Below are 19174 nucleotides of genomic sequence, written 5' to 3' on the forward strand. Positions count from 1 at the left end.
ATCAATTCTCCAGAACGTCGAGCAGGCCGAGGGGCAGTGGTACGTCCATGACCCGGTCGAACAACCAGTAGAGGCCGACACTGAGCAGGCTGATGATCACCAGGCTAGGCAGCCAGCGGCCGCCGTAGAGCCGTGCCATGGGTACGCCGATGAGGACACTGGCGACGATGAAACCCAGGGGTTCGAAGGTTCCGGCGAACACCAGCAGCAAGGTCACGCAGATCGTGATCTTGGTCAGGGTTTGCCGGTCCAGGGGCGGTTCATCTTCGCTGTGCTTGATGGGTGTCGGGCGAAACAGCATGTACAGCAGGGCCAGCCCCATCAGACCGAGCATCAGCAAAGGGAAGGCCCGCGGGCCCACGGGTTCATAGGAAAAGGCCGCCTGATACGGCCAGGCCATCAGTGCCAGGCCGGCACAGGCCAGCAGCAACACCGCAGCGAAGAGACGTTGAACGAGCATGGCTAACTCCTGGGCGCGGCCCTCGATGCGCGAGGGTCGCGCCTTCAGCAAGGGACGGTCACTGGATCAGGCCGAACTCTTTGGCCAGGGTCTTGTAGTCGGCCACCTGTTTCTTCACATAGGTGTCCAACTCGGGGCCGGTCAGGGCGAAGGGGAACAGCTCGCGCTGGTCACGCAGCTTGGCGAACTCTTCGGAGGTCAGGAGCTGGTCGAAGGCGTTTTTCCACCAGGCGTATTCCTCGTCGGTGACTTTCGGCCCGAGGTAGAAACCGCGTACCACCGGCCAGACGATGTCGTAGCCCTGCTCCTTGGCGGTGGGGATGTCTTTCATTTCCGGCTCGTCCAGGCGCTGTTCGGAGAACACCGCCAGCAGGCGCATGTCGCCGGCCTGGATATGGGGCATGGAGTCGGAGATGTCGGTGCTGCCCACCTGGATGTGTCCGCCCAGCAGGGCGGTGGCGATTTCACCGCCGCCTTCCAGGGCGACGTAGCGCAGGTCCCGGGGGTTGATCCCGGCGGCCTTGGCGATCAGCGCGGTCTGCATCCAGTCCTGGCTGCCCACGGTGCCGCCGGAACCTATCACCACTTTGCTTGGATCTTTCTTAAGAGCCTGGACCAGATCGTCGAGGGTCTTGTAGGGCGAGTCGCTTTTCACCGCGATAGCGCCGTAGCTGGTGCCGACCGCTGCCAGCCAGCGCACCGCGCTTTCATCGAAACGGCCGAACTTGCCCTGGGCCAGGTTCAGCAGCGAGCCGCTGGACCAGGCCACCAGGGTTCCGGCGTCGGCGGGACGCTGGGCCACCACGGCGTTGTAGGCCACGGCACCGACACCGCCAGGCATGTAGGTGACGCGCATCGGCTTGGTGAGGAGTTTTTCGTTGACCAGGGCGCTTTGCACCAGCTTGCAGGTCAGGTCGAAACCGCCGCCGGGGGAGGCCGGGGCGATGCATTCCGGGCGCTTGGGCTCGGCGGTCGCGGCCAGCAGTTGGCCGGCGAACAGCATGCAGCCGGCGGTGAGGGCTAGTTTGCGCAGTGAAAGGTCCATGAACGTCTCCACAGGAGTTGTTGTTATCGGTATGTCCGGGTCATCCCCGACCCTTTTTCCGCAGGAGCCGGCTTGCCGGGGCCTACGACGCAGCGTGATACGGGTGGCTTACCACAGGGCCACGCTGTAGCTCACCAGCAGGCGTACTTCATCGGCATCGCGTGCTGAATAGTTGGAACGGTAGGTGGCGTTGCGCAGGCGCACGGCGACGTCCTTGAAGGTGCCGCTTTGCACTACGTATTTGACCTCGGTGTTGCGTTCCCACTCTTTGCCGGTGTCGCCGTTTTTCAGGGCGATGTTGTCGCCGCTGAGGTAGCGGGTCATGAAGCTCAGGCCGGGAATACCCAGCTTGGCGAAGTCGTAGTCATAGCGGGCCTGCCAGGAGCGTTCCTCGGCCCCGGCGAAGTCGTTGATCTGCACGAAGTTCACCAGGTACGGGTCGCTGCCATCGACATAGGGGAAGGCGCTGTCGCCGGACATGTGCTGGTAGCCGGCGCTGAGTTTATGTCCGTTCAGGGCATAGCTCACCAGGCCGTTGAGGGATTTGTTGTCGATCTTGCCGCCCCGGGCCTGGCCCTGGTCGTCGCTGATGGCCAGGCGCAGGTCGGTGCCGAAGGTGCCCGGTCCCATGGGCTGGGACGCTACCAGGCCGAGGAAGTGCTGGTTGTAGACATCGTCCAGTTGGGCGAAGTGGTAGCTGCCGGTGATCTTGTCGGTGAACTTGTAGTCCAGGCCGCCGAAATTGAAGTGCTTGCCGGCCACGGTGCCGGCGAAGCGGCTGTTCTTGTTGTTGAGGCGGATGTCCTCGTAGTTGCTGTCGTCGCGGTCCTTGGCCTTGTCCAGGCGCCCGCCGGTGAAGGTCAGGTTCTTGATTTCCTTGGAGGTCAGCAGGCCGCCTTCGAAGGTCTGCGGCAGGATGCGTCCGTCGTTGGGCTTGAGGATTGGTAGCTCGGGGATCAGGCTGCCGATTTTCAGTTCGGTGGCGGAGATCTTCACTTTGCCGGTCAGGCCGAGCTTGGAGTACTGGTCTGCGGCGCGTCCGTCATCATGGGTTGGCAGCAGGCCGGTGCCGGTGCGGTCGGGGCTGGAGTCGAGCTTGACCCCGAGCATGCCCAGGGCGTCCAGGCCGAAACCCACGGTGCCTTCGGTGTAGCCCGACTGCAGGTTGAGCATGAAACCCTGGGCCCATTCATCGCGCTTGGATTGCTGGGCGCTGGTGCCGTCGCGAAAGTCGCGATTGAAATACATATTGCGGGTTTCGAAGGTGGCGCTGCTGTCTTCGAAGAAGGCGGCCTGGCTTAAGGGCGCGACACCGGCGAGGGCCGCGGCGCTGGCCAGGGCAGTCGGGGTCAGACGGGAAAAAAATACAGGTGTGACGGCGTGAGGGCGCGTGGACGGCATCCAGGGGTACTCCGTTATTGTTCTTATTTTGACGAAAACGCTTCGAGGCGTTTTGCGTATCAGCGGCCATCGGGGCCAGGGCAGTCGAGACTGTCCGTAGCCGGACTCTAAAGGGCCAACCTTTCGCTAACCTTTCAACGTACTTTCACGGTTTTCGGGCTTCACAGCGGCGAATGCAGCGGTACACTCCGCGCCAAAGAGCGGCGTCGATCCCCCCGGAACGAGGTAAGAAAACATGCGAGTCCTGCTCGTCGAAGACCATCTGCAACTGGCCGAAAGTGTCGCCCAGGCGCTCAAGAGCACCGGCCTGACCGTGGATGTGCTGCACGATGGCGTGGCCGCCGACCTGGCTCTGGGCAGTGAGGAATACGCCATGGCGATCCTCGATGTCGGCCTGCCGCGCCTGGACGGTTTCGAGGTGCTGGCGCGCCTGCGGGCCCGGGGCAAGAACCTGCCGGTGCTGATGCTCACTGCCCGCAGCGACGTCAAGGATCGGGTCCACGGTCTGAACCTGGGGGCCGACGATTACCTGGCCAAGCCGTTCGAACTGACCGAGCTCGAAGCCCGGGTCAAGGCGCTTTTGCGCCGTAGCGTGCTGGGGGGCGAGCGCCAGCAGCGTTGCGGAGTGCTGGCCTATGACCTGGATACCCGGCGCTTCACCCTGGGCGAAGAACTGCTGACCCTGACGTCTCGCGAGCAGGCCGTGCTCGAGGCATTGATTGCCCGTCCCGGCCGGGTGATGAGCAAGGAGCAACTGGCCTCCCAGGTGTTCGGCCTGGATGAGGAGGCCAGCCCGGATGCCATCGAGATTTACGTCCACCGCCTGCGCAAGAAGCTCGATGGCCATGCAGTGGCCATCGTGACGTTCCGCGGCTTGGGTTATCTGTTGGAAAGCCGCGATGCATAGGCCCAGCAGCCTGCGCTGGCGGTTGCTGTGGAACCTGGCGCTGCTGCTGGTAGTGCTGATGCTGGCCAGCGGCTTGAGTGCCTACTGGAACGGCCGTGAGGCCGCCGACACCGCCTACGACCGCACCCTGCTGGCCTCGGCGCGGACCATCGCCGCCGGGTTGTCCCAGCGTGACGGCAGCCTCAGCGCCAATGTGCCCTATGTGGCCCTGGACACCTTTGCCTACGACAGTGCCGGGCGCATCTATTACCAGGTCAACGATATTCACCAGCAACTGATCTCCGGTTACGAAAACCTGCCTGGTCCGCCGCCAGGTACTCCGCGTACCGATGACTATCCGGCCCTGGCGCGTTTCTACGATGCCACCTATCAGGGCCAGAACGTGCGGGTGGTGAGCCTGCTCAAGGCGGTCAGCGAGCCGAACATGAACGGCATGGCGGAAATTCGCGTGGCGGAGACCGACGAGGCGCGGGTCGCCATGGCCCGCAGCCTGATGGCCGACACCTTGCTGCGCCTGGGAATGCTGGCCATGGGGGCGTTGCTGCTGGTGTGGTTTGCGGTGAGTGCCGCCTTGCGTCCGCTGGAACGTTTGCGCGGTGCGGTGGAGGAGCGCCAGCCCGATGACTTGCGGCCGCTGCCGCTGGTTTCGGTGCAGCGTGAATTGTGGCCCCTGGTGCGGGCCTTGAACCATTTCACCGAACGCCTGCGGGGGCAGTTCGAGCGCCAGGCACAGTTTATTGCCGAGGCCGCCCATGAGTTGCGAACACCGCTGGCAGCACTCAAGGCCCGTCTGGAGCTGGGGCTGCGTTCCAGCGAGCCGGACACTTGGCGCACGACCCTGGAAAGCGCGGCTCAGGGCACCGATCGCTTGACCCACCTGGCCAATCAGTTGCTGTCCCTGGCCCGGGTGGAAAATGGCGCCCGGGCGATCGCCGAGGGCGGCGCACAGTTGCTCGATCTCAGCCAGCTGGCCCGGGAACTGGGCATGGCCATGGCGCCTCTGGCCCATGCCAGGGGGGTGGCCCTGGCCCTGGAAGCCGACGAGCCGGTGTGGCTCAAGGGCGAGCCAACCCTGCTCAATGAACTGCTGAGCAACCTGGTGGACAACGCCCTGGCCCACACGCCGTCGGGCGGCAATGTGGTGCTGCGGGTATCGGCGCCGGGGGTGCTGGAGGTGGAGGACGACGGGCCGGGTATTCCCCTGGAGGATCGCGACCGGGTCTTCGAACGTTTTTACCGGCGTAATCAGCAGGTGGCCGGTTCGGGGTTGGGGCTGGCAATCGTGGGGGAAATCTGTCGCGCCCATCTGGCACAGATCAGCCTGCACGATGGCCAGCCTTCGGGGCTCAAAGTGCGGGTGAGTTTTATCGCGGGGTTAGGATCAGTAGAGCATTGAGCGGGATTCTTGCAGCTCGTTGCACATGGCCTGGTTTTCCGGGTCGATCCCCAGTTTCTTGAACGCCGGCACGCTGAAGGCGTCAATGCGCGAGAGGGAGTGATCTGTGTCTTTGTGGCAGTACAGGGTCGCCACCTGGACCAGGTCGACGTAGTCGATCCCGCTGGTCTGGCGGTTGAATTCCAGGTAGTGCCCAGGGATCTCCACCAGTTGCTCGGGGAACTCCCAGACCCGTAGCAGCTTGTCCCCCAGCAGCGGGTGAATGCGTTCGATCACGTGATTGAGGCTGACCGGGTCGGAAAGCAGTTCGTAGTGGTCTTCGGCGTAGGTCAGGATCGGCAGCACGCCGATCTGGTGTACCAGTCCGCCGAGCGCTGCCTGGTCGGGCTTGAGCTGGGAGTAGCGGCGGCACAGGGCATAGCTGACCCCGGCCACTTCCAGGCTGCGGCGCCACACATCGTGCATTTTCTGTGCAACCACCTCGGAGCGGGCATTGAAGATCTGCTCCATCACCAGGCCGATGGCCAGGTTGCTGCTGTAGTTGACGCCCAGGCGGGTGATGGCGGTATGCAGGTCGGTGACTTCCTGGGCCGCCCGCAACAGTGGGCTGTTGACCACCTTGATCAGTCGCGCCGACAACGCGGTGTCGCGGCCAATCACTTTGCTCAGGGTGCTGACGCTGATTTCCGGGTCTTCGGCGGCCCGGCGAATCTGCATGGCCACCTCCGGTAGGGTTGGCAGAACCAGGTCATCGTTGTCGATGGCCTCCACCAAATCCTGTTGGACCTTTTGCGCCAGCTCAGTCATTTCAGTTCTCTAGGGTGTTGCAGGAAAGGGGGAGTCGGTCAGCGCTGGATTTCGCGATCGCGGTCCAGCTGGTACGGCAGGTCCAGCAATTGCAGACCGGGCCCTTCGAGTGCGCCCAGGTGCAGGTTGCCATCTTCTGCCGCTTCGGCCTGCAACACGGCCAGCAGTTCCACCTGGTCTTGTGCCTGGGCGGCCAGGACCACTTCACCGATGGAGCTGTTGTGGGTCGGGGAGAACAGCGGGGTGCCTGGGACGGGGAGTTCGCCGCTGGGCAATGCGAGTCGGTAGAGGCGGCGCTTGAGCTTGCCCAGGTATTGCATGCGGGCGACGATTTCCTGACCGGTGTAGCAGCCTTTCTTGAAGCTGACGCCGCCCACGGCCTGGAGGTTGAGCATCTGTGGAATGAACAGTTCACGGGTCTGCGCCATGACCTGGCCGAGGCCCGCGCGGATCTGGCCCAGCAGCCACTGATTGAGCACGCCCTGGGGCAGTTGCGCGGCCAGTTGCTGACCCAAGCTCTCGGCGCGTTCTGCCGGGACCCAGAGTTCGACGCGGTGGCTTGAGGCGCGCACGGCAATCAGGCCGTCGGCGCGGACTACGGCGCCGTCTTCCTGGGGCAGTTCAAGGCCCAGGCCGCTCAGGCTTGAGTCGGCATGGCTGAGACCGAAGCGCGCCCAGTTGGCGCTTTCATCGGTGAGCTTGGCCTTGGAGAAGACTGCGTACTTCTTCAGGTCCGCCAGTTGCGGCTCAAGCAGTTCGCTGGCCATGGCCAGCAGGCAGCCGTCACCTTCCAGGAGGATACGGAAACTGGACTGCATGCGGCCTTTCTGGTTGCAACGGGCGCCCAGACTGGACTGGCTGTCGCTGAGGTAATTGAGGTTGCAGGTCAACTGACCCTGAAGGAATTTGCTGGCATCAGGGCCGCGGACGGCGAGGACGCCTTCGTGGGACAGGGGGCAGAAAAAAGCGGAGTCAGCCATGGTTCATCGCAGGGTAAAAAGTCTGGGGCACATCATAAGGGGGCGCCCCTGAAATGGATAGTTCACAAAGGACAGGTGGTGACCGACCAAAGCCGACTGTTCTCGTGTTCCCCGGGCTGTATACTTGCGCTCTATTTGAGGAGCGCTCCATGGTTGAAGATGTTGAACTGAATCGCCTCTACTGGCACAGCCGTCGCGGCATGCTTGAGCTGGACGTATTGCTGGTGCCGTTCGTCAGGGAGGTGTACCCGCATCTCAATGAGACCGATCGCGAGTGCTACCGCAAGTTGCTGGAGTGTGAGGATCAGGACATGTTCGGCTGGTTCATGGAACGCAGCGAGTCCGAGGATCCTGAGCTGCAGCGCATGGTTCGCATGATTCTGGACCGTGTCCAGCCCAAGTAGGCTGTTCGAGTGCCGCTGGCGTGCTTCACGGCAACTGCTGGCGGCCTACCTGCTGGCCCAGGCATTCGCTCTGGTCGCCATTTTCCTGCTGGATATCCCGTCTTTGGCCAAGGTGCTGGGCATCCTGCTGTGCCTGTTGCACGGCGGCTGGGTGCTGCCTCGACAGATTTTGTTGACTCATTCCCGAGCATTCAGCCGCTTGCGGCATTCATCAGAGGGTTGGCAGCTGTGGAGTCCGGCCACGGGTTGGCAGGGGGTGCAGTTGCGGCCTGACAGCCTGGCATTGCCGCTGATCGTGGTATTGCGCTTCCGTCTGCAGGGCGAGCGCTGGGTGCGCTCCCTTTGTGTGCCGAGGGACGCGCAGACCGCCGATGAGCATCGGCGTCTGCGGGTGCGGCTCAAGTTCGGCCGGAGTAGGTGGGCGGCAGCAGAATAGTGTCGCGAGCTTCGGGCAGCAGCTGCGGATAGTCGAGGGTGTAGTGCAGGCCGCGGCTTTCCTTGCGCTCCATGGCCGAGAGAATCATCAATTCGGCCACCTGGGCCAGGTTGCGCAACTCGATCAAGTCACGGCTGACCTTGTAGTTGCTGTAGAACTCGTCGATTTCGTCCAGTAGCAGGCGAACCCGGTGTTGAGCCCGTTGCAGGCGTTTGTTGGTCCGCACGATACCGACGTAGTCCCACATGAATCGCCGCAGTTCGTCCCAGTTGTGCGCAATGATCACGTCTTCGTCAGAGTCGGTGACCTGGCTGGCATCCCAGGCCGGCAGGGCGATGGGAATCGAGATCTGAGGCAGCTGCTGGAGAATGTCGGCCGCTGCCGAGCGGGCGTAGACGAAACACTCCAGCAACGAGTTGCTGGCCATGCGGTTGGCTCCGTGGAGGCCAGTGAAACTGGTTTCGCCAATGGCATACAGGCCTGGCACATCGGTGCGCCCCTGTTGATCGACCATTACGCCGCCGCATGTGTAGTGGGCGGCCGGCACCACTGGGATCGGCTGCCGGGTGATATCGATGGAAAATTCCAGGCAGCGTTCATACACGGTGGGGAAGTGGGTTTTGATGAAGGCTTCCGGTTTGTGGCTGATGTCCAGGTAGACGCAGTCGATCCCCAGGCGCTTCATTTCGTGGTCAATGGCCCGGGCGACGATGTCCCGGGGAGCCAGTTCGGCCCGAGGGTCGAAGCGCTGCATGAAGCGTTCGCCGTTGGGCAGCTTGAGGTGGGCGCCTTCACCGCGCAGGGCCTCGGTGATCAGGAAGCTCTTGGCCAGTGGGTGATACAGGCAGGTGGGGTGGAACTGGTTGAACTCCAGGTTGGCCACCCGGCAACCCGAGCGCCACGCCATGGCGATGCCATCGCCACAGGCACTGTCGGGGTTGCTGGTATAGAGGTAGACCTTGGCTGCACCGCCGGAGGCGAGGATCACGAAGCGGGCGCCGAAGGTGTCCACTTCACCCGTGCCGCGGTTGAGTACGTAGGCGCCCAGGCAGCGATCACCTTCCAGGCCCAGGCGTTTTTCGGTGATCAGGTCAACGGCAACCCGCTGCTCCAGCAGTTCGATATTGGGGTGCTGTCGGGCCTGGGCCAGCAGTGTCTTGAAAATGGCTGCGCCGGTGGCGTCTGCGGCATGGATGATCCGTCGGTGGCTGTGACCGCCTTCACGGGTCAGGTGGAACTCGAAGCCATTGTCATCGCTGCTGGCGTCTTCATCACGGGTAAAGGGAACCCCCTGGTCGATCAACCACTGGATTGCCTCACGGCTGTGTTCCACGGTAAATCGCACGGCATCTTCGTGGCACAGGCCGCCACCGGCGTTGAGGGTGTCATCGACATGGGATTCGACGGTATCGGTATCGTCCAGAACGGCAGCGACGCCGCCTTGGGCCCAGTAGGTCGAGCCGTTGGCCAGATCGCCTTTGCTCAGGACGGCGATACGCAAGTGGCGGGGCAGTGTCAGGGCCAGGCTCAAGCCGGCGGCGCCGCTGCCAATCACCAGAACATCGTGTTGAAACTGTTGGCTCATTTGAAGGATTCCGCTCAAAGCGACCCGATATGGGGTTGGCGCCAGACGCCTGAATCGGCGAGTCAAAGCAGCCACACAGCCCACTAGTATATAGAGGGGGGGATCGGCACAATAGTCGCGCCTTCATGGCGTTGTGCGACTTCGCTGAGCAAAAGCGTTGCTCTCGACCAGCCTCTACTCGCGGCGTTCAAGCTGCCGCGCGGGTTGATCGAAGAAGTAGGGCTGTTTTTCTCTTCACCGTTACACAATCTTCGTTCGGCGCAGCTATAAAGATTGGGAACTTTTGCCAAGGCCCCAAACTCAATAGAAGGTTGCCTGAAAGAAGGGACAGCGTCGGTTCTGGCCAAGGTTTGCAATCTGTCCCTTGGTGACAGAAATCGACGACAGGATTATTCGCGCAGCCGGCCTTGCCCGCGCTGCGTTTTTCGTGCGTGCCGGATCAGAGCCCGCAGGAAACTTGCTTGGAGGGGGAGAACTTTTGCGAAAAGCCCGAGTCTATGTTTGCAAGCCTGATCGATTAGTGATGCAAGCCTCCTCCGAGCTTATCGAGGAGTGTTCATGCTAACCCAGGAAGAGGATCAGCAGCTGGTCGAGCGCGTTCAGCGTGGCGACAAGCGAGCGTTCGATCTGCTCGTGCTGAAATACCAGCACAAAATTCTCGGGTTGATCGTGCGTTTCGTGCACGACACCCATGAAGCCCAGGATGTCGCACAAGAAGCCTTTATCAAGGCTTACCGTGCACTAGGTAATTTTCGGGGGGACAGCGCGTTCTATACGTGGCTGTACCGTATCGCCATCAACACGGCGAAAAACTATCTGGTTTCACGCGGCCGCCGGCCGCCGGATAGCGATGTGAGTTCTGAGGATGCGGAGTTCTATGACGGCGATCATGGCCTGAAGGATCTCGAATCGCCGGAACGTGCATTGCTGCGGGATGAGATCGAGGGCACCGTCCATCGAACCATTCAGCAATTGCCTGAAGATTTGCGTACAGCCTTAACTTTACGTGAATTCGATGGTCTGAGTTACGAGGACATTGCCAGCGTCATGCAGTGTCCGGTGGGTACCGTGCGCTCCCGGATTTTCCGCGCTCGGGAAGCCATCGATAAAGCCCTGCAGCCGTTGTTGCAGGAAACCTGAGACAGCGGCGACAGCCAAGAGAGGAACCGCCATGAGTCGTGAAGCCCTGCAGGAATCGCTGTCCGCGGTGATGGATAACGAAGCGGACGAACTGGAATTGCGTCGGGTGTTGAATGCCGTCGACGAAGTAGAAACCCGTGAGACTTGGGCTCGTTATCAAATCGCCCGGGCAGCTATGCACAAGGAGTTGCTGCTTCCACGTCTGGACATCGCCGCTGCTGTTTCGGCAGCTCTGGCTGATGAGGCCGTACCAGCCAAAGCGTCCCGTGGACCTTGGCGCAGTCTGGGCCGTCTGGCGGTAGCTGCATCGGTGACTGTGGCGGTACTGGCCGGTGTGCGCCTGTACAACCAAGATGAGATCGCAGGCGTTGAACTGGCTCAGCAAGCCGCTCAACCGACCCTGGCGACTCCACAAATTAAGGGCCCTGCTGTACTGGCCGGCTACAATGAAAGCTCGGAAGCCACTGGCCCCATGGCTAATGGCGTATTGCAAGGGCAGCCAGGCTGGCACGATCAGCGTCTGCCAAGCTACCTGCGTCAGCATGCTCAGCAAGCTGCACTCAAAGGCACTGAAAGCGCACTGCCTTATGCCCGTGCGGCAAGCCTGGAAAACCGCTAAGGAGGATCATGCGCGCCATACCTCTACTCTCGCTTCTGCTTAGTGGCTGGTTTGTGGTTCCAGCCCACGCCGATGAAGCCCAGGGCTGGTTGCAGCGTCTTGGGCAAGCGGAACAGCAGCAAAGCTTTCAGGGCACTTTCGTTTACGAGCGTAACGGTAGTTTTTCTACCCATAACATCTGGCATCGCGTCCAGGGTGGAGAGGTCCGTGAGCGTTTGGTTCAGCTCGATGGATCTGCTCAAGAGGTGGTGCGTGTCGATGGTCGCACCCAGTGTGTCAGCGGTACGTTGATGGCAGGGTTGGGCGATGCTCCGGACTCTGCGGCCCGTGCGCTGGACCCGCAAAAGCTCAAGAATTGGTATGACCTTGCCGTTATCGGCAAGTCACGTGTGGCTGGGCGTCAGGCAGTGATCGTTTCGGTTACGCCCAGAGATCAACATCGTTATGGCTTTGAGTTGCATCTGGATCGGGAAACCGGCCTGCCGCTCAAATCCTTGTTGTTGAACGACAAGGGACAACTATTGGAGCGCTTCCAGTTCACTCGTCTGGATACTGCAGATGTCCCTGAAGATGCCGAGTTGCAAGCGGGTGCTGACTGCAAACCCGTGAGCCTGGACAGCGACAAGGCTTCGGCCATCAAGACTGCGCAAACCTGGCATTCCGACTGGCTACCTCCAGGTTTCGAGCTGACCAGTAGCTCCGCCCGCAAGGATCCGCAAACCAAGACCCTGGTCAACAGCTTGCTGTATGACGACGGTTTGGCGCGGTTCTCGGTGTTCCTCGAGCCACTCAATGGTGCGACGGTTACCGATACCCGCACCCAGCTCGGTCCGACTGTTGCCGTATCACGTCGCTTGACCACGCCTGAAGGCGAAATGATGGTCACCGTGGTCGGGGAAATCCCCATTGGCACTGCTGAACGTATTGCGCTGTCTATGCGTTCCGATGCCACCGCCAAGCAATGAGCCTTTGTTGGTTGTGTAAGAGGTCGGTAATGCCTACTCCACAATTGAGAAGATGAAATGTTTGGTGAGCAATTTCATTTGCAAAATCCCCAGAGTTTTTTTATAGGTCAGAACCCCTCGGTTCTGACCTTATTTGTCGTTCCTGGAGCAAAAGTACCGCCCCTGTATTTTCGGTGCGACTTGCTCCATATCGCTTAACCACGCTCGTCGTAACGGGAGCCGTATGTCGATACCACGCTTGAAGTCTTACTTCACCATTCTTGCCACCGTGCTGGTGCTGGGGCAGGCCGTGTCTGCCCAGGCAGCCGAGTTGCCTGATTTCACCCAACTGGTCGAGCAGGCCTCGCCTGCTGTGGTGAATATCAGTACAACGCAGAAGCTGCCTGATCGGCGGTTTTCCAACTCGGCACAGATGCCCGAACTGGAAGGCCTGCCGCCAATGTTGCGGGAGTTCTTCGAGCGTGGCATGCCTCAGCAGCGCTCTCCGCGAGGGGACCGCCAGCGTGAAGCCCAGTCCCTGGGCTCGGGTTTCATCATTTCCCCGGATGGCTACATCCTCACCAACAATCACGTGATCGCCGATGCGGACGAGATTCTCGTGCGTCTGGCCGACCGCAGTGAATTGAAAGCCAAGCTGATAGGCACCGATCCGCGTTCCGACGTGGCACTGTTGAAGATCGATGGCAAGGACCTGCCTGTGCTGAAGCTGGGTAAATCCCAGGACCTGAAAGCCGGGCAATGGGTCGTGGCCATCGGCTCGCCATTTGGTTTCGACCACACCGTGACCCAGGGCATCGTCAGTGCCATTGGTCGCAGTCTGCCAAACGAAAACTACGTTCCCTTCATTCAGACCGACGTGCCGATCAACCCGGGTAACTCCGGTGGCCCGCTGTTCAACCTGGCGGGGGAAGTGGTGGGCATCAACTCGCAGATCTACACCCGTTCCGGTGGCTTCATGGGGGTGTCTTTCGCGATCCCTATCGACGTGGCCATGGACGTTTCCAATCAGCTGAAAACCGGTGGCAAGGTCAGTCGTGGCTGGCTGGGCGTAGTGATTCAGGAGGTCAATAAAGACCTGGCAGAATCCTTTGGTCTGGAAAAACCTGCCGGTGCACTGGTCGCGCAGGTTCAGGACGGAGGCCCAGCGGCCAAGGGCGGCCTGCAAGTGGGGGACGTGATTCTCAGCCTTAATGGTCAACCCATTGTCATGTCGGCGGACCTGCCGCATCTGGTCGGGGCACTGAAGGCCGGAGCCAAGGCCAACCTGGAAGTGATCCGTGAAGGCAAGCGCAAGAATGTCGAGCTCACCGTGGGCGCCATTCCTGAAGAAGACAAGGATCTGAGCATGCTGCCCAAGTCCGGCGTCGAGCGCAGCAGTAACCGTCTCGGCGTAGCCGTTGTAGAGCTCAATGATGAGCAGAGAAAGGCTTTTGACCTCAAGGGTGGCGTAGTCATCAAGGAAGTCCAGGATGGCCCAGCGGCGTTGATCGGCCTGCAGCCGGGCGACGTGATCACCCACCTGAACAACCAGGCGATTACCACCGCCAAGGAGTTCACCGAAATCGCCAAGGCGCTGCCGAAGAACCGTTCGGTGTCCATGCGCGTACTGCGTCAGGGGCGAGCCAGTTTCATTACCTTCAAACTGGCCGAGTAATACGTCTGACGCCGTGCTCGCGTAGTAAAAGGCCCGCCTCGTAAGAGGCGGGCTTTTTTATGGCGCCTGGAAACATCAGCGCATCATGTCTTTGACCATCTGCTCCTGGTCCATCATCTCCCGCTGACGAGCGTCGATTCTCGACGACAGTGGGAAGTTGCTGCCGGCCCGCCGTTTGGCGAAGTCCAGTTGCTGAATGGCTTGGCGGTAGTCGCCGACTAGGGCGAAGTACTCGGCCCGGGCCTGGTGCAGGCCAATGATATTGCCCGACAGGCCGCGGGTTTCCGCCACCAGATACCAGACATCCGGATCGTCCGGACGGCTTTTCAGCAAGCCTTCCAGGGCCTTTTCCGCATCCGCGGGGCGGTTCTGCTTGAGCAGCAGGTCCACCCGGATCTGATTCAGCGGGTAGTTGCCCGGGTACAGGTTGAGCATCCGCTCCACACGAGCTTGCGCATCCGGCAGGCGGCTGTTGGCCATGTCCAATTCGATCTGGGCCAGGTTGTAGGTGACATCGTTGGGGGATTTGGCCAGCAGCGGCTTGAGGTTTTCCCGAGCCTCGTTCCACTGGCTGCCCTTGATCTGGGCGATGGCCAGACCGTAACGGGCAATGTCGTTCTTCGGGTTTTCATCGAGCTGGGCGCGAAAGCGCTTGGCGGCCAGACCAGGAGATTCTTCGTAATTCAACTGCACCCGCGCACGGATCAGTTGATAGCGCAGGCTGTCTTCGGTGCCTCCGAGTTTGGCCTGTTCGGCGCGGTTGCGGGTGTCGGCGATTCGCGATTCGGTGACCGGGTGCGTCAGGAGGAATTCCGGAGGCTTGGCATCGAAGCGGTATTGGCGCATCAAACGTTCGAACATGGTGGGCATCGAGCGTGGGTCGTAGCCGGCTTTCTCCAGATTGAGAATGCCGATGCGGTCGGCTTCCTGTTCGTTTTGCCGGGAAAAGCGCCGCTGTTCCTGGATGGCCGCGGCCTGGGTGCCGGCGATGGTGGCGATCCCCGCATCCCCGGCGCCAGCGGCAGCGATCACGATCCCGGCCAGCAAGGCGGCCATCATTGGCACCTGCATGCGCCGCTGGGCTTCAACCCCGCGGGCAAAGTGGCGTTGGGAAAGGTGCGCCAGTTCGTGAGCCATCACCGAGGCGTACTCTCCCTCGGTCTGGGCATTGAGAAACAGGCCACCGTTGACCCCGACAATCCCGCCGGGGGCGGCGAAGGCGTTGAGCTGCGGGCTGTTGATCAGGATGAACTCAAGGCGGCGGTCGTTGACCTGGCTGGTCTCCACCAGTTTGTAGACGCTGGTTTCGACATAGTCCTTGAGTTGCGGGTCGTTGAGTTGCGAGACCTGGCTGCGTAGCAACGCCAGCCAGGCACGGCCCAGCTGGTGTTCCTGTTGTGGAGAGACAATGGATGAACTGGCATCACCAAGTGACGGCAGGTCGTCGGCGAAGCCCGGTGAGGCGAGCAGGCAAGCGAGCGTCAGCAGGGTAGGGCGCAATAAATTCATGCACAAAGCCTTATTCGACAAAGGCTCTACTGTAGCTGCCCGCTGGTCCGGGGACCAGATAAAGCCAGTGAAAACTCTGCGGATAAAAAAGTGCTTTCGGGTAAATTCCGACGTCTACCTCATCGAGCTTCTATCACGGCGCTGCAGCGCTCTGGTTTCAGGCTTCTTTATTGCCGACGGCTTTGCCTTGCAGGGTATTCTAGGCGCCTTGAATTGATGATCGGAGTAAGCCAATGACCGATGTTGTCGCCCATGACGCCGAGCTCGATGCCAGTGGACTGAACTGCCCACTGCCACTGCTCAAGGCCAAGATGGAACTCAATCGCCTGGCCAGTGGCGCGGTGCTCAAGGTCATTGCCACCGATGCCGGGTCCCAGCGTGACTTCCGCACCTTCGCTCGCCTGGCCGGTCATACCCTGTTGCGCGAAGAGGACGAGGCCGGGGTCTATCGTTACTGGCTGAAAAAGGCCTGACGGCCGTTCACCGTTTTCATCTAAGGATCATTGATGTTCAAAGTGCTACGTGACTGGATACAGCGCTACTTCTCGGATGAAGAAGCGGTGGTGCTCGCTGTACTGCTGTTCCTGGCCTTTACCGCTGTGCTGACCTTGGGTGGGATGCTGGCGCCAGTACTGGCGGGCATGGTCCTGGCTTACCTGATGCAGGGGCTGGTGGTCAGTCTGGAGCGCCTGCGCCTGCCCGGTGGGGCGGCGGTGGGGTTGGTGTTCGCGTTGTTCATGGGCCTGCTGCTGGTGTTCATCCTGGTGGTGGTGCCTTTGCTCTGGCACCAGTTCGTCACCCTGTTCAACGAGTTGCCGGGGATGCTCGCCAAGTGGCAGTCACTGTTGCTGCTGTTGCCCGAGCGCTATCCGCACCTGGTGTCGGACGAGCAGGTACTACAGGCCATCGAAGTGGCTCGGGGCGAGATCGGCAAGTTCGGCCAATGGGCGCTGACCTTCTCCCTGTCCAGCCTGCCCTTGCTGGTGAACATCATGATCTACCTGGTGCTGGTGCCGATCCTGGTGTTCTTCTTCCTCAAAGACCGGGCGATGATCAGCCGTTGGGTTATCGGCTACCTGCCTCAGGAGCGGACCTTGATCACTCGGGTTGCCCACGAAATGAACCGGCAGATCGCCAACTATATCCGCGGCAAGGTCATCGAGATCGTTATTTGCGGTGGTGTGACCTACATCGCCTTCGTCGCCCTGGGGCTTAACTACGCGGCCCTGCTGGCCCTGCTGGTAGGGATTTCGGTGGTGGTGCCCTATGTCGGCGCCGTTGTGGTCACCGTGCCGGTGGCGCTGATCGCCCTGTTCCAGTGGGGCTGGAGCGACCAGTTCATCTACCTGATGGCGGTCTACGGGATCATCCAGGCCCTGGATGGCAACGTGCTGGTGCCGCTGCTGTTCTCCGGTGCGGTGAACCTGCACCCGGTAGCAATCATCTGTGCGGTGCTGCTGTTTGGCGGGCTGTGGGGCTTCTGGGGGATTTTCTTTGCGATTCCCCTGGCCACGCTGTTCAAGGCTGTGCTGGATGCCTGGCCGAGGAAGGACCCGGTGGTGGCGCCTTTACTCTAGATAACGCGGGGCGGCTGATTCAGCCGCCCCGTTGGTTTCAGGCCTTGTTCAGAGCCTGGGCTGCTGCCAGTACGGCGTCGACATGGCCCGGAACCTTGACCCCGCGCCATTCCTGGCGCAGGACGCCGTCCTTGTCGATCAGGAAAGTGCTGCGGTCCACGCCCAGGTATTCCTTGCCATAGAGCTTCTTCAACTTGATCACGTCGAACAGCTGGCAGACGGCTTCGTCCTTGTCGCTGATCAGCTCGAAGGGGAACTCCTGCTTGCACTTGAAGTTCTCGTGGGACTTCAGGCTGTCGCGGGAGATGCCGAAGACCTCGGTGTTGGCGGCCTGGAAGGCGGCGTATTGATCACGAAAGCCCTGGCCCTCGGTGGTGCAGCCTGGGGTGCTGTCCTTGGGGTAGAAGTAGATCACCACTTGCTTGCCCTTGAGGCCGGACAGGCTGACGGTCTGGCCGCTGGTGGCAGGGGCCTGGAAATCAGCGACGGGTTGGTCGATAGCAACAGCCATGGGAGCTTCCTTACATGGGGTTCTGTGGGCGCCAGGGTTCGATCAGCGCATCGAGGTTCATGGCGTCGGCAAAATCCAGGAACTGGTCACGCAACCAGCTGATCTGGGTGCCGGCGGGCAGGGTCACGGTAAAGGTGGCATTGAGCATGGTGCCGCCGGTTTGCGGAGCCTGGTAGGTATCGCAGGTGAGGTTTTCCAGTTCGACATGATGGTCGATGAAGAACTGGCACAGCTCATTGACGATGTCAGAGCGGTAGGCCGCGCTGACGTAGGCGACATAAGGCAAGGCCTGGGGACGGCTTTCCAGAGCGGCGCTGCGCACCACGTTGACCGTGAAGGCGTGCTTCTTGGCCAGGGACGGCAGGCTGCTTTCCAGGCGCGCCAGGGCGTCCCAACTGCCGGAAATCTCCAGCACCAGGGCGCTGCACTCGCCGTGTCGGGTCAGACGCGAAGTCACCACGGCACAACGGTTTTCATGGCTGGCGCGGCACAGGACGTTGGTCAGCTCCATGGGGTTGGCGCCGAGGGCACTGATGACAAGGAATTGTTCGCGAACTGTGGGGGTGGACATGCAGCATTCCTAAAGCGATGAGCGGTCGGTACTTTTTGACAAGCCAGTAGCAGGCAAGCGTTGCAAGCTGAACTTCAGGGCCTTGAACCACAAGCCGGCGACGGGCCCCGAAACGCTCGGAACACAGTCTGGCAACGCGGGAATGGGGCTTTGCAGATCCAACAGGCAGGCGATAACCCGGTTTACATGCTTATCAGTAGCGATCAAAGCCTGAAGGGTAGCGAAAACCATCGCTCAGGGGAATGCTCACGGCAAGGGACTTCGCTTGTGCAAGGAACTTGGCGCCAGTACCATTACCGCTCTCTTTTTCCGGCAGGAGCGGTTGCATGATTGCGGGCAGTATGGTGGCACTGGTCACACCCATGGATGCACAGGGAAATCTCGACTGGGACAGCCTGAGCAAACTGGTGGACTTCCACCTGCAAGAGGGCACCAACGCCATCGTGGCGGTCGGCACCACAGGTGAATCGGCCACACTGGATGTCAACGAGCACATCGAAGTGATTCGTCGGGTGGTGGCCCAGGTTGCAGGGCGTATCCCGGTGATTGCCGGTACCGGCGCCAACTCGACGCGTGAAGCGATCGAACTGACCACCAATGCGAAGATCGCCGGCGCCGATGCCTGCCTGCTGGTGACCCCGTATTACAACAAGCCGACCCAGGAAGGCCTGTACCAGCATTTCCGCGCCATTGCCGAGGCCGTGGACATCCCGCAGATCCTCTACAACGTTCCAGGCCGTACCGCATGCGACATGCAGGCCGAGACCGTGATCCGTCTGTCCTCCGTGAAAAACATCATCGGCATCAAGGAAGCCACCGGCGACCTGCAGCGTGCCAAGGCCATCCTGGCCGGCGTGCCCGACGATTTCCTGGTGTACTCCGGCGATGACGCCACTGCCGTTGAACTGATCCTGCTGGGCGGCAAGGGCAATATCTCGGTGACCGCCAACGTCGCGCCTCGGGCCATGAGCCAGATGTGCGCCGCGGCCATGGCCGGCGACGCCGCCAAGGCCCGCGAGATCCACGAAACCCTGATGCCGCTGAACAAGACACTGTTCATCGAATCCAACCCTATTCCCGTGAAATGGGCCCTGCACGAAATGGGCTTGATGCCGGACGGTATCCGTCTGCCGCTCACCTGGCTCAGTGCCGCCTGTCACGAACCGCTGCGGCAGGCCATGCGCCAGTCCGGCGTCTTGGTTTAATT

Annotated in this window: 20 protein-coding genes; 11 read left to right on the top strand and 9 right to left on the bottom strand. The window is 61.1% G+C overall.

Going from position 1 to position 19174, the window contains the following annotated elements; translation table 11 throughout:
- Position 1: 1 nt before the first annotated feature.
- From PQT43_RS03490 to PQT43_RS03500, 3 genes are all read right to left on the bottom strand, one after another.
- Entirely contained in the window at positions 2 to 460 is a 459-nt protein-coding gene (locus tag PQT43_RS03490) for a tripartite tricarboxylate transporter TctB family protein (protein WP_110595067.1), read from the bottom strand.
- A 58-nt stretch (positions 461 to 518) separates the two neighbouring features.
- Positions 519 to 1505 (bottom strand): Bug family tripartite tricarboxylate transporter substrate binding protein, encoded by a 987-nt coding sequence (locus tag PQT43_RS03495; protein WP_267269523.1) that lies wholly within the window; start codon positions 1503 to 1505, stop codon positions 519 to 521.
- A gap of 108 nt (positions 1506 to 1613) precedes the next feature.
- Positions 1614 to 2906, bottom strand: a complete 1293-nt coding sequence (locus PQT43_RS03500; RefSeq protein ID WP_102861592.1) for an OprD family porin — start codon at positions 2904 to 2906, stop codon at positions 1614 to 1616.
- 235 nt (positions 2907 to 3141) lie between these two features.
- Between PQT43_RS03500 and PQT43_RS03505 the strand changes: the two genes are divergently transcribed.
- Both PQT43_RS03505 and PQT43_RS03510 read left to right on the top strand, forming a co-directional pair.
- On the top strand, positions 3142 to 3813 hold the full coding sequence (locus tag PQT43_RS03505; protein ID WP_102861593.1) for a response regulator: 672 nt from the start codon (positions 3142 to 3144) through the stop codon (positions 3811 to 3813).
- Entirely contained in the window at positions 3806 to 5209 is a 1404-nt protein-coding gene (locus tag PQT43_RS03510) for a sensor histidine kinase (protein ID WP_102878713.1), read from the top strand. Before PQT43_RS03505 ends, PQT43_RS03510 begins: the two co-directional genes overlap by 8 nt.
- Here the strand turns inward: PQT43_RS03510 and PQT43_RS03515 are convergent.
- Together PQT43_RS03515 and ygfZ are read right to left on the bottom strand one after the other, a co-directional pair.
- The gene (locus PQT43_RS03515) at positions 5195 to 6016 is read right to left on the bottom strand and encodes an HDOD domain-containing protein (protein ID WP_213664874.1); all 822 of its coding nucleotides are present in this window, start codon (positions 6014 to 6016) and stop codon (positions 5195 to 5197) included. The genes PQT43_RS03510 and PQT43_RS03515 overlap by 15 nt on opposite strands.
- 38 nt (positions 6017 to 6054) lie before the next feature.
- Entirely contained in the window at positions 6055 to 6996 is a 942-nt protein-coding gene (gene ygfZ, locus PQT43_RS03520; RefSeq protein ID WP_267269524.1) for a CAF17-like 4Fe-4S cluster assembly/insertion protein YgfZ, read from the bottom strand.
- A gap of 149 nt (positions 6997 to 7145) precedes the next feature.
- Between ygfZ and PQT43_RS03525 the strand changes: the two genes are divergently transcribed.
- Complete coding sequence (locus tag PQT43_RS03525) at positions 7146 to 7400, top strand: FAD assembly factor SdhE (protein ID WP_011059785.1); 255 nt, start codon at positions 7146 to 7148, stop codon at positions 7398 to 7400.
- Positions 7384 to 7836, top strand: coding sequence for a protein YgfX (locus tag PQT43_RS03530; RefSeq protein ID WP_110595071.1), 453 nt, complete (start codon positions 7384 to 7386; stop codon positions 7834 to 7836). The genes PQT43_RS03525 and PQT43_RS03530 overlap by 17 nt, the downstream gene beginning before the upstream one ends.
- Here PQT43_RS03530 and nadB read toward each other — a convergent pair.
- Positions 7799 to 9421, bottom strand: coding sequence for an L-aspartate oxidase (nadB, locus tag PQT43_RS03535; protein ID WP_110595072.1), 1623 nt, complete (start codon positions 9419 to 9421; stop codon positions 7799 to 7801). The two genes, PQT43_RS03530 and nadB, sit on opposite strands and share 38 nt — an antisense overlap.
- A gap of 558 nt (positions 9422 to 9979) precedes the next feature.
- Between nadB and rpoE the strand changes: the two genes are divergently transcribed.
- From rpoE to PQT43_RS03555, 4 genes are all read left to right on the top strand, one after another.
- Positions 9980 to 10561, top strand: a complete 582-nt coding sequence (gene rpoE / locus PQT43_RS03540) for an RNA polymerase sigma factor RpoE (RefSeq protein ID WP_007930230.1) — start codon at positions 9980 to 9982, stop codon at positions 10559 to 10561.
- 31 nt (positions 10562 to 10592) lie between these two features.
- Positions 10593 to 11180, top strand: coding sequence for a sigma-E factor negative regulatory protein (locus PQT43_RS03545; RefSeq protein WP_102861599.1), 588 nt, complete (start codon positions 10593 to 10595; stop codon positions 11178 to 11180).
- An 8-nt stretch (positions 11181 to 11188) separates the two neighbouring features.
- The gene (locus PQT43_RS03550; protein ID WP_102878718.1) at positions 11189 to 12145 is read left to right on the top strand and encodes a MucB/RseB C-terminal domain-containing protein; all 957 of its coding nucleotides are present in this window, start codon (positions 11189 to 11191) and stop codon (positions 12143 to 12145) included.
- A gap of 223 nt (positions 12146 to 12368) precedes the next feature.
- Positions 12369 to 13799 carry a DegQ family serine endoprotease gene (locus PQT43_RS03555; protein ID WP_102861601.1) on the top strand — a complete coding sequence of 477 codons (1431 nt, stop codon included), beginning with the start codon at positions 12369 to 12371 and terminating at the stop codon, positions 13797 to 13799.
- Positions 13800 to 13874: 75 nt separating this feature from the next.
- Here the strand turns inward: PQT43_RS03555 and PQT43_RS03560 are convergent, their stop codons facing one another.
- Positions 13875 to 15308: a M48 family metalloprotease gene (locus PQT43_RS03560; protein ID WP_253083895.1), complete on the bottom strand. Its 1434-nt coding sequence runs from the start codon at positions 15306 to 15308 to the stop codon at positions 13875 to 13877.
- A 233-nt stretch (positions 15309 to 15541) separates the two neighbouring features.
- Here PQT43_RS03560 and PQT43_RS03565 point away from each other — a divergent pair, with 233 nt between their 5' ends.
- A complete protein-coding gene (locus PQT43_RS03565) occupies positions 15542 to 15781 on the top strand; it encodes a sulfurtransferase TusA family protein (RefSeq protein ID WP_011059792.1) in 240 nt (79 codons plus the stop codon).
- A 33-nt stretch (positions 15782 to 15814) separates the two neighbouring features.
- On the top strand, positions 15815 to 16885 hold the full coding sequence (locus tag PQT43_RS03570; protein ID WP_102861603.1) for an AI-2E family transporter: 1071 nt from the start codon (positions 15815 to 15817) through the stop codon (positions 16883 to 16885).
- Between the two features lie 37 nt (positions 16886 to 16922).
- Here PQT43_RS03570 and PQT43_RS03575 read toward each other — a convergent pair whose 3' ends face one another.
- Both PQT43_RS03575 and PQT43_RS03580 read right to left on the bottom strand, forming a co-directional pair.
- Positions 16923 to 17396 (bottom strand): peroxiredoxin, encoded by a 474-nt coding sequence (locus tag PQT43_RS03575; protein WP_102861604.1) that lies wholly within the window; start codon positions 17394 to 17396, stop codon positions 16923 to 16925.
- Positions 17397 to 17406: 10 nt separating this feature from the next.
- On the bottom strand, positions 17407 to 17967 hold the full coding sequence (locus PQT43_RS03580; protein ID WP_102861605.1) for a glycine cleavage system protein R: 561 nt from the start codon (positions 17965 to 17967) through the stop codon (positions 17407 to 17409).
- A gap of 326 nt (positions 17968 to 18293) precedes the next feature.
- Here PQT43_RS03580 and dapA point away from each other — a divergent pair, with 326 nt between their 5' ends.
- Complete coding sequence (gene dapA, locus PQT43_RS03585; RefSeq protein WP_102878721.1) at positions 18294 to 19172, top strand: 4-hydroxy-tetrahydrodipicolinate synthase; 879 nt, start codon at positions 18294 to 18296, stop codon at positions 19170 to 19172.
- Positions 19173 to 19174 lie beyond the last annotated feature (2 nt).

It is taken from the genome of Pseudomonas sp. BLCC-B112, assembly GCF_028550695.1.
GTDB lineage: Bacteria > Pseudomonadota > Gammaproteobacteria > Pseudomonadales > Pseudomonadaceae > Aquipseudomonas > Aquipseudomonas danubii.

Coding starts and splice junctions, on each gene's coding strand:
- PQT43_RS03490 (WP_110595067.1), bottom strand. CDS start 460: ATGCTCGTTCAACGTCTCTTCGCTGCGGTGTTGCTGCTGGCCTGTGCC.
- PQT43_RS03495 (WP_267269523.1), bottom strand. CDS start 1,505: ATGGACCTTTCACTGCGCAAACTAGCCCTCACCGCCGGCTGCATGCTG.
- PQT43_RS03500 (WP_102861592.1), bottom strand. CDS start 2,906: ATGCCGTCCACGCGCCCTCACGCCGTCACACCTGTATTTTTTTCCCGT.
- PQT43_RS03505 (WP_102861593.1), top strand. CDS start 3,142: ATGCGAGTCCTGCTCGTCGAAGACCATCTGCAACTGGCCGAAAGTGTC.
- PQT43_RS03510 (WP_102878713.1), top strand. CDS start 3,806: ATGCATAGGCCCAGCAGCCTGCGCTGGCGGTTGCTGTGGAACCTGGCG.
- PQT43_RS03515 (WP_213664874.1), bottom strand. CDS start 6,016: ATGACTGAGCTGGCGCAAAAGGTCCAACAGGATTTGGTGGAGGCCATC.
- ygfZ (WP_267269524.1), bottom strand. CDS start 6,996: ATGGCTGACTCCGCTTTTTTCTGCCCCCTGTCCCACGAAGGCGTCCTC.
- PQT43_RS03525 (WP_011059785.1), top strand. CDS start 7,146: ATGGTTGAAGATGTTGAACTGAATCGCCTCTACTGGCACAGCCGTCGC.
- nadB (WP_110595072.1), bottom strand. CDS start 9,421: ATGAGCCAACAGTTTCAACACGATGTTCTGGTGATTGGCAGCGGCGCC.
- rpoE (WP_007930230.1), top strand. CDS start 9,980: ATGCTAACCCAGGAAGAGGATCAGCAGCTGGTCGAGCGCGTTCAGCGT.
- PQT43_RS03545 (WP_102861599.1), top strand. CDS start 10,593: ATGAGTCGTGAAGCCCTGCAGGAATCGCTGTCCGCGGTGATGGATAAC.
- PQT43_RS03550 (WP_102878718.1), top strand. CDS start 11,189: ATGCGCGCCATACCTCTACTCTCGCTTCTGCTTAGTGGCTGGTTTGTG.
- PQT43_RS03555 (WP_102861601.1), top strand. CDS start 12,369: ATGTCGATACCACGCTTGAAGTCTTACTTCACCATTCTTGCCACCGTG.
- PQT43_RS03560 (WP_253083895.1), bottom strand. CDS start 15,308: ATGAATTTATTGCGCCCTACCCTGCTGACGCTCGCTTGCCTGCTCGCC.
- PQT43_RS03565 (WP_011059792.1), top strand. CDS start 15,542: ATGACCGATGTTGTCGCCCATGACGCCGAGCTCGATGCCAGTGGACTG.
- PQT43_RS03570 (WP_102861603.1), top strand. CDS start 15,815: ATGTTCAAAGTGCTACGTGACTGGATACAGCGCTACTTCTCGGATGAA.
- PQT43_RS03575 (WP_102861604.1), bottom strand. CDS start 17,396: ATGGCTGTTGCTATCGACCAACCCGTCGCTGATTTCCAGGCCCCTGCC.
- PQT43_RS03580 (WP_102861605.1), bottom strand. CDS start 17,967: ATGTCCACCCCCACAGTTCGCGAACAATTCCTTGTCATCAGTGCCCTC.
- dapA (WP_102878721.1), top strand. CDS start 18,294: ATGATTGCGGGCAGTATGGTGGCACTGGTCACACCCATGGATGCACAG.